This is a genomic window from uncultured Allobosea sp., assembly GCF_945956895.1.
GTDB lineage: Bacteria > Pseudomonadota > Alphaproteobacteria > Rhizobiales > Beijerinckiaceae > Allobosea.
This window is the reverse complement of record NZ_CAMFJF010000092.1, coordinates 1-8,105: the sequence shown is the minus strand read 5'-3', so window position 1 is coordinate 8,105 and position 8,105 is coordinate 1. Positions and strand designations below refer to the sequence as shown.

The 8,105-nt window shown below is 64.7% G+C and carries 8 protein-coding genes, 1 tRNA gene and 2 pseudogenes; all 11 read left to right on the top strand.

Going from position 1 to position 8,105, the window contains the following annotated elements; translation table 11 throughout:
- The first annotated feature begins 438 nt into the window (after positions 1-438).
- Positions 439-1,557 carry a Gfo/Idh/MocA family oxidoreductase gene (locus tag Q0Q02_RS21865; protein ID WP_293812682.1) on the top strand — a complete coding sequence of 373 codons (1,119 nt, stop codon included), beginning with the start codon at positions 439-441 and terminating at the stop codon, positions 1,555-1,557.
- Between the two features lie 142 nt (positions 1,558-1,699).
- Positions 1,700-2,599 (top strand): dihydrodipicolinate synthase family protein, encoded by a 900-nt coding sequence (locus Q0Q02_RS21860; protein ID WP_293812680.1) that lies wholly within the window; start codon positions 1,700-1,702, stop codon positions 2,597-2,599.
- Between the two features lie 61 nt (positions 2,600-2,660).
- Positions 2,661-2,736 (top strand) — tRNA-Trp (locus tag Q0Q02_RS21855).
- Positions 2,737-2,791: 55 nt separating this feature from the next.
- Positions 2,792-3,524: pseudogene (locus tag Q0Q02_RS21850) on the top strand (class I SAM-dependent methyltransferase).
- A gap of 164 nt (positions 3,525-3,688) precedes the next feature.
- On the top strand, positions 3,689-3,883 hold the full coding sequence (gene secE / locus Q0Q02_RS21845; protein ID WP_265059857.1) for a preprotein translocase subunit SecE: 195 nt from the start codon (positions 3,689-3,691) through the stop codon (positions 3,881-3,883).
- Positions 3,884-3,897: 14 nt separating this feature from the next.
- Positions 3,898-4,431, top strand: a complete 534-nt coding sequence (gene nusG, locus Q0Q02_RS21840; protein WP_265059856.1) for a transcription termination/antitermination protein NusG — start codon at positions 3,898-3,900, stop codon at positions 4,429-4,431.
- Positions 4,432-4,778: 347 nt separating this feature from the next.
- Positions 4,779-5,210 (top strand): 50S ribosomal protein L11, encoded by a 432-nt coding sequence (gene rplK, locus Q0Q02_RS21835; RefSeq protein WP_293812678.1) that lies wholly within the window; start codon positions 4,779-4,781, stop codon positions 5,208-5,210.
- A 13-nt stretch (positions 5,211-5,223) separates the two neighbouring features.
- Positions 5,224-5,922 (top strand): 50S ribosomal protein L1, encoded by a 699-nt coding sequence (gene rplA / locus Q0Q02_RS21830; RefSeq protein WP_047577919.1) that lies wholly within the window; start codon positions 5,224-5,226, stop codon positions 5,920-5,922.
- 514 nt (positions 5,923-6,436) lie between these two features.
- Positions 6,437-6,952: a 50S ribosomal protein L10 gene (gene rplJ, locus Q0Q02_RS21825; RefSeq protein WP_293812676.1), complete on the top strand. Its 516-nt coding sequence runs from the start codon at positions 6,437-6,439 to the stop codon at positions 6,950-6,952.
- A 49-nt stretch (positions 6,953-7,001) separates the two neighbouring features.
- The gene (rplL, locus tag Q0Q02_RS21820; RefSeq protein WP_173045795.1) at positions 7,002-7,382 is read left to right on the top strand and encodes a 50S ribosomal protein L7/L12; all 381 of its coding nucleotides are present in this window, start codon (positions 7,002-7,004) and stop codon (positions 7,380-7,382) included.
- Between the two features lie 254 nt (positions 7,383-7,636).
- Positions 7,637-8,105 (top strand): annotated as a pseudogene (locus Q0Q02_RS21815) (DNA-directed RNA polymerase subunit beta); the annotation flags it as partial.

The following is an 8,105-nucleotide window of genomic DNA, read 5'->3' as shown; positions in this document are numbered from 1 at the left end:
CCATCCGCGAAGGCGGCCGCACCGTCGGCGCCGGCGTCGTCGCCTCGATCATCGCCTGATCGACAGCAAGCAGACTGATTTGGGAAAGGGCGGTGGCAACACCGCCCTTTTTCTTTGGGCGAGCGATATCGCCTGGAGCAGGCCAACCGTACTCTGAACCTCGCGGTCATCCCGGGCTCGACCCAGGATCCATGCCGGAGTGCTTCCGGTCAAGGTTCGGGTATAGGCCTCCGGTCTCCGCTGTGCTCTGTCCGGGATATCCGCGCTTCCATGGTCACGTAGCGGACGCAGAGAAGGTCCACAGGGAGCAAGGAGCAGGTTTCACACTTACTGTACACAGCTATCCATCAGCGTGCCGTAGCGCTCCGAAAATCAGCCGGCTATCTGTTCCGGAACGGTTGCCGCTGCGAGAGCGACCGTGGGGAGACGCCGATGACGATGGGAAAGCCAAGGCTGAGGATCGGCCTGATCGGCACGGGTTTCATGGGCAAGGCCCATGCCTTCGGCTTCGCCGCCGCCCAGCGCGTCTTCAACCTGCCTTTCGAGCTCGAGCTCCATACGGTCGCGGATCGGGATGAAACGCTCGCGGCAGCGGCGGCGCGGACGCTAGGCTTCACGCGCTCCAGCGGCGACTGGCGCAGCCTCGTCGCCGATCCCGAGATCGACCTGATCGACATTACCGCGCCGAACGCCTTCCATCGCGAAATGGCGCTCGCAGCGATCGCCAATGGCAAGCATGTCTATTGCGAGAAGCCGCTGGCGCCGACGGCGGCCGAGGCGCGCGAGATGGCCGATGCGGCGGCTGCCGCAAAGATCAAGACGCAGGTTGGATTCAACTACCTCTGCAACCCGATGCTCGGGTTGGCGCGGGAGATGATCCGGGCCGGCGAGATCGGCGATGTCAGAAGCTATCGCGGCATCCATGCCGAGGACTACATGGCCGATGCCTCGACGCCTTTCGGCTTCCGGCATGAGCCGGCGGGCGGCGGGGCGCTTGCCGATATCGGCAGCCATGCGCTGGCGACGGCGGAGTTCCTGCTCGGACCGATCGAGAGGGTGATGGGGGATTGCGTCACCGCTATCGCCAGCCGGCTTGACGGGCGGGGCGGGCATCGCGTGGTCACGGTCGACGATACCAGCCGTGCCTTTCTGCGCTTCGCTAGTGGCGCGAGCGGCAGCATCGAGGCGAGCTGGATCGCGACCGGTCGCAAGATGCAGCATGATTTCGAGGTCTACGGCACCAAAGGTGCGCTGCTCTTCACGCAGGAGCGCCTCAATGAGCTGCATGTCTACAGCATGGCCGATGCCGCCGGGCGGCGTGGTTTCCGCAGGATCGAGGCCGGGCCGGAGCATGAGCCCTATGGACTGTTCTGCGTGGCACCGGGCCATCAGCTTGGCTTCAACGACCTGAAAGCGATCGAGGTCGCGCGCTTCATGGAGGCGATTGCCGGCCTGGGGCCCGAGCCGTTCGATTTCCGGGCAGGGCAGCGCATCCAGATGCTGGTGGAGACCATCCAGGCCTCGGCGCGGGAAGGGCGCTGGCTGGACATCGCCTGAGCCGTGCCGGTGGCGCAGGGCACCCCTTCCTCCACGGGCTTGTCCGTTCCAGTTATAGATCCCTAGAAATCAAGGAAGGGCCGTTTCCCGATCCGTGCCGAACGCGGACAACCTGTCAGCCGGCCCAGGGGAGGTTTGTCTCATGGGTTTCGCGCCGCCGTTTCCGGGTATCCATTCGATCGTCTTCGCGCTGTTCGACGCGCATGAGCGGCTCGACCGGGCAGCCATGCGCAAGCAGGCGCAGATCAGCCTCGATCTCGACGTGCAGGGCATGGCGGCGCTCGGGTTGGCCACCGAGGTTTCCAAACTCAGCTTCACCGAGCGCTGCACCGTGATGGAATGGATGGCGGAGGACGTGGCGGGAAAGAAACCGCTCGCCTTCACCATTTTCGGCTCGTCGGTGGCCGAGCAAGCCGCGCTGGTGAAGGTCGCCGAAAAGAACGGCGCCGACTGGGTGATTCTCCAGCCGCCGATGGTCGGCAGCTTCGGCGCCGCCGAATATATCAGCTTCTTCGGGCGCATCGCCGAGACGACGACGTTGCCGGTCGCGATCCAGAACGCGCCGGCCTATATGGGCCGCGGCCTCTCGGCGGAGGATATCCGCGAGCTGACGCGGCGCTATCCCAATATCAGCCTGATCAAGGGCGAGGGCTCCGTCGTCGAGATCGAGCGGCTGATCGCGGTGACCGAGGGCCGCCTACCGATTCTCAATGGGCGCGGCGGGCTCGAGCTCATCGACAATTTCCGCGCGGGCTGCGCCGGCATGATCCTGGCGCCGGATACGATCGACTACGCGCTGCGCGCCTATGCCCGCTACAAGGCCGGCGACGAAGCGGGGGCGGATGCCGCCTATCGCGATGTCCTGCCCGCGATCACCTTCATCATGCAGTCGATCGAGACGCTGCTTTGCTACGGCAAGCGCATTTTCGGCGCGCGCGCCGGCATCCCGATCCATGATCGCGGCCCGGCGCTGAGGCCCACCGAATTCGGGCTGAAACTGGTCGAGCGCTATGCGCGCGAGCTCGGCCCCTACAGCAAATGAGGATGACGCGCGATTTCGACTTGAAATGCGCCGCGCCTTGGGGCACATGACGCCCACCTGCAGGGGTATAGCTCAGTTGGTAGAGCGGCGGTCTCCAAAACCGCAGGTCGCGGGTTCGAGCCCTGCTGCCCCTGCCAGTCGTCCCACTGGCGACTAGACGCCCGGATGCCCAAGCAGGTTGGCGAGGCATCCATGACCCAGAACATCTACGACGATGAAGCCTTCTTCGCAGGCTACTGCCGGTTGCCGCGTTCGGTCCATGGTCTGGGCGGCGCGCCGGAATGGCCTGTGCTGCGCGGGATGCTGCCGGAACTGGCCGGCCAGAGCGTGCTCGATCTCGGCTGCGGCTTCGGCTGGTTCTGCCGCTTCGCGGCCGGCGAGGGGGGCCGCGAGCGTGCTCGGCGTCGACGTTTCCGGGAAGATGCTGGAGCGGGCGCGGCGCGAGACGGATGATTCCCGCATCGCCTATGAGCGCGCCGACCTCGAAAGCTTCGCGCCGCCGGTCGGTGTCTTCGATCTCGCCTATAGCTCGCTCGCTTTCCACTATATCGCGAATCTCGCCGGGCTGTTCGAGCGGGTGCATGCGGCGCTGAGGCCGGGCGGCAGCCTCGTCTGCTCGGTCGAGCATCCGATCATGACCGCGCCCGTGCGACAGGAATGGCTTGCCGATGCCGATGATCGCGCGACCTGGCCGGTCAACGGCTACCATGACGAGGGCAGGCGGGTGAGCAACTGGCTCGCCGAGGGCGTGGTCAAGCGTCACCGCATGATCGCGACCTATCTCGACCTGCTGCTGGGCGCCGGCTTCCGGCTCGACAGGCTGGTCGAATGGGCTCCGAGCCCGGAGCAGGTGGCGAAGGAGCCAAGCTGGGCGAAGGAGCGCGAGCGGCCGTTCTTCCTGCTGATCGCGGCGAGCCGGACCTGAGAGCGGGCCGGGCCCGAAAGGGGCTTGGCTAAAGGCTGCAAGCGATGTAAGAGGCTTGGAATGTCGGCGCGCGACCCTCCCCGGGTCCCGCGCCGCGAATGTTTCAGGACGGCCGAATCGGCATCGCGCAAGGGCGCAGGCCGGATCGGAACCCGAGGTGGTTCATGGCGAAATCCAATCCCTTCCAGTTCCTGCAGGATGTGCGCTCCGAGGCGACCAAGGTCACCTGGCCGTCGCGCCGCGAGACGCTGATCACCACGGGCCTCGTGCTCGCCATGGTGGTCCTGTCCAGCCTGTTCTTCCTCTTCACCGACACCATCATCCGGTGGGGTCTCGGCCTCATCCTCGGCGCCCGTTGAACGGAATTACGAACGTGAGCACCCGCTGGTATATCGTCCACGCTTATTCGAACTTCGAGAACAAGGTCGCCCAGTCGATTCGCGACCAGGCGGCGCAGCGCAACCTCGCCGACAAGTTCGACGAGGTTCTGGTGCCGACCGAGAAGGTCGTCGAGGTTCGCCGCGGCCGCAAGGTCGACACCGAGCGCAAGTTCTTCCCGGGCTACGTCCTGGTGAAGTGCGAGATGACCGACGAGGTCTATCACCTCATCAAGAACACGCCGAAGGTCACCGGCTTCCTGGGCGCCGACAAGGCCAAGCCCATGCCGATCCCCGAGCATGAGGCGATGCGCATCAAGGGGCAGGTCGCCGAGGGCATCGAGCGGCCGAAGCCGACGATCGTTTTCGAGGTCGGCGAGCAGGTCAAGGTCGCGGACGGGCCGTTCGCTTCGTTCAACGGCGTTGTCGAGGATGTCGACCACGCCCGCGCCCGCCTCAAGGTCGCGGTCTCGATCTTCGGCCGCGCCACACCGGTCGAGCTGGAATACGGGCAGGTCGAGAAGCTCTGAGGCTTTTCGATCCCATTCCGGAACCCTCATCCTGAGGAGCCGCTTCAGCGGCGTCTCGAAGGATGCTTCAGGAGGCTCCGGAATCATCTGGAACATCCTTCGAGACGCAAGCTCCGCTTGCTCCTCAGGATGAGGGCTGTGGTTCGCCATTAACGAATCCACTTCCCTTCGGCGCTGCCTTATGTCATAGGGCGCGCCTCAACCGCGTGGGAGGCGTGCCGGTCGCCAGCCGGATCACAGGCGCCGCACCACGCACTGCAACCACCCCGGCCCCGATGAAGAGCATCGGCAGGCGGGGTCGTCGTCGTTCCGAATAGGCAGCGGAGCGGACGGCAGGAGCAGCCATCATGGCGAAGAAGATCACGGGCTACGTGAAGCTTCAGGTTCCGGCGGGCGCGGCCAATCCGTCGCCGCCGATCGGTCCGGCGCTGGGTCAGCGCGGCCTCAACATCATGGAATTCTGCAAGGCCTTCAATGCGAAGACCCAGCAGATGGAAAAGGGCATGCCGATTCCGGTGATCATCACCGCGTATGCCGATCGTTCCTTCACCTTCGAGATGAAGCAGCCGCCGGTCTCGTACTGGCTGAAGAAGGCCGCCGGCCTGACCGCGGGTTCGAAGACCCCGGGCAAGGGCGCCAATGTCGGCAAGGTCACCGCTGCGCAGATCTCCGAGATCGCCGAGAAGAAGATGGCCGATCTCAACTGCGACACCGTCGAATCGGCTTCGGCCATGATCCGTGGCTCGGCCAGGTCCATGGGCCTGGAAGTCGTGGGCTGAGGGAGGCTGACCAATGGCACATGTCGGAAAGCGCGTCGTCAAGGGCCGTGAAGGCATTGACCGCACCAAGCTGTATTCGCTCGACCAGGCTGTCACGTTCATCAAGGAGCGCGCCAACGCCAAGTTCGACGAGACTGTCGAGATCGCGATGAATCTCGGCGTCGATCCGCGTCACGCCGACCAGATGGTCCGCGGCGTCTGCAACCTGCCGAACGGTTCGGGCCGCACGCTGCGCGTCGCCGTCTTCGCCCGTGGCGCCAAGGCCGATGAGGCCAAGGCTGCGGGTGCCGACATCGTCGGCGCCGAGGAGCTGGTCGAGACCGTTCAGAAGGGTGAGATCAACTTCGATCGCTGCATCGCGACCCCGGACATGATGGGTCTCGTCGGCCGTCTCGGTAAGGTGCTCGGCCCGCGCGGCCTGATGCCGAACCCGCGCGTCGGCACCGTCACCATGGACGTGACCGCCGCCGTCGCCGCCTCGAAGGGCGGTTCGGTCGAGTTCCGCGTCGAGAAGGCCGGTATCGTCCACGCCGCCGTCGGCAAGGCCTCGTTCTCGGCCGAGAAGCTCTCGGAGAACATCAAGGCGTTCGTCGACTCCGTCGCCAAGGCGAAGCCCGCCGGCGCCAAGGGCACCTATATCCAGCGCGTCGCCCTGTCGTCGACCATGGGCCCGGGCGTCAAGATCGAGCCGAACACCGTCATCGGCGGCTGACACGCTTGAGGGTAGGGCGGCTGGATCAACGGCCGCCCACCCGCTCTTGATTTCGTGAAGTCAAGAGCCTACTTGGCAGAAGCAGGCTAAAGCGTTATGACGCAGCTTGTTTCCACAAGTGAAGGGGCTCCGGCGTGCCTGGCACGAAGGGGTCTGTTTCGCGTTTTTCGGCGGTTTTCCGCCGAAGAATGGGTGATTGAGGCCACGGAGAGCGATTTCCGAGGTCAGAATCATCCAGTCCTGTCTGAGACTGCAGGTGCCTTCCCGGTTCGTCCGGGAGCATAATTTCGCCAAGAGGCCTGCATAGACGGTGCAAGAGCTTAGTCCCGGATCGCGAGATCCGGAAAACACGGTTCGAACCATCTCGCCCGATCGCGGCCCTTCGTGGGTTCGGGAGCGGGGACAGGGCACCAAGCGTCGCTTTGCGGGACGCCGGTGTCAACCGGGGTTTCGGGAAGCGGCATTTGCAACCGGCGGCGAGCCTCAAAGCTTGTCGCCTACCGGAGAGAGCCCAGTGGATAAAGCGGCAAAGAAAGATGCCGTCGCGTCGCTGAACGGCGTGTTTGCGAACACGTCGGTCGTCGTCGTGGCCCACTATGCGGGTTTGACCGTGGCCCAGTTCCAGAAGCTTCGTCGCGAGATGAAGGCGAATGGCGCCACTGTTAAGGTCGCAAAGAACCGCTTGGCCAAGATCGCTCTTGAAGGCACCGACGTCGCGTCCATCAGCAAGCTGCTGACGGGTCCCACCCTGATCGCTTATTCAAACGATCCGGTCGCGGCGCCGAAGGTCGCCACCGCTTTCGCCAAGGAGAACGACAAGCTCGTCATCCTGGGCGGCGCGATGGGCACGACCGCCCTGAACCCCGATGGTGTCAAGGCTCTGGCCACGATGCCCTCGCTCGACGAAATGCGCGCCAAGCTCATCGGCCTTATCCAGGCCCCGGCTACGAAGCTCGCGCAGCTCACGAACGCGCCCGCCGGCAAGCTGGCTCGCGTGGTTCAGGCTTATGCCGACAAGAATGCGGCTTGATAGCCAGCAAACCCTTATCGTTCGAACCTCTTAAGACAGGAAGTTAAACATGGCCGATCTCGCCAAGCTCGTCGACGAGCTGTCGTCGCTCACCGTTCTCGAGGCCGCTGACCTCGCCAAGATGCTCGAAGAGAAGTGGGGCGTTTCCGCTGCCGCCGCCGTCGCCGTTGCGGCTGGCCCGGCTGCCGGCGGCGCTGCCGCCGCCGCTGCTGAAGAGCAGACCGAGTTCACCGTCGTTCTTGCCGCCGCCGGCGACAAGAAGATCGAGGTGATCAAGGAAGTCCGCGCCATCACCGGCCTGGGCCTGAAGGAAGCCAAGGACCTGGTCGAAGGCGCTCCGAAGCCGCTCAAGGAAGGCGTTGCCAAGGACGAGGCCGAGAAGCTCAAGAAGCAGCTCGAGGCCGTCGGCGCCAAGGTCGAGCTCAAGTGAGCTAGGGCCGGCTGATGCCGGTCCGACCGTAGTCACTATCGACAGTCCCGGGGCGCTTAATGCCTCCGGGGCTGTTGCGTCGTTTCCGCGTAAATGCGCGGGAGTTGTTGCTGGAGCCTGTTGCAACCTTGCGGCGTGGTTCCGATGGAAATGCAGGGTCGGCGCGTGCGGCGCCGAGCGGCTCACCCGGCGGCCTGGCGCCGTCCTTGTCCGGACCACCGGGTGAGCCGTCCGAAGAGATTGCGAGGAACAACATGGTCAATTCGCTCCAGGGTCGCAGGCGCGTCCGCAAGTTCTTCGGCAAACTCAAGGAAGTGGCGGAGATGCCGAACCTCATCGAGGTTCAGAAGGCGTCCTACGACCAGTTCCTGATGGTCGACGAGCCCAAGGGCGGCCGCGCCGACGAGGGCCTTCAGTCCGTCTTCAAGTCGGTCTTCCCGATCGGCGATTTCTCCGGCGCCTCGCTGCTGGAGTTCGTCAAGTACACCTTCGAGCCGCCGAAATACGACGTCGACGAGTGCCGCCAGCGCGGCATGACCTTCTCGGCGCCGCTCAAGGTCACGCTGCGCCTGATCGTGTTCGATATCGATCCGGACACCCAGGCCAAGTCGGTCAAGGACATCAAGGAGCAGGATGTCTACATGGGCGACATGCCGCTCATGACCGATAACGGCACCTTCATCGTCAACGGCACCGAGCGCGTCATCGTCTCGCAGATGCACC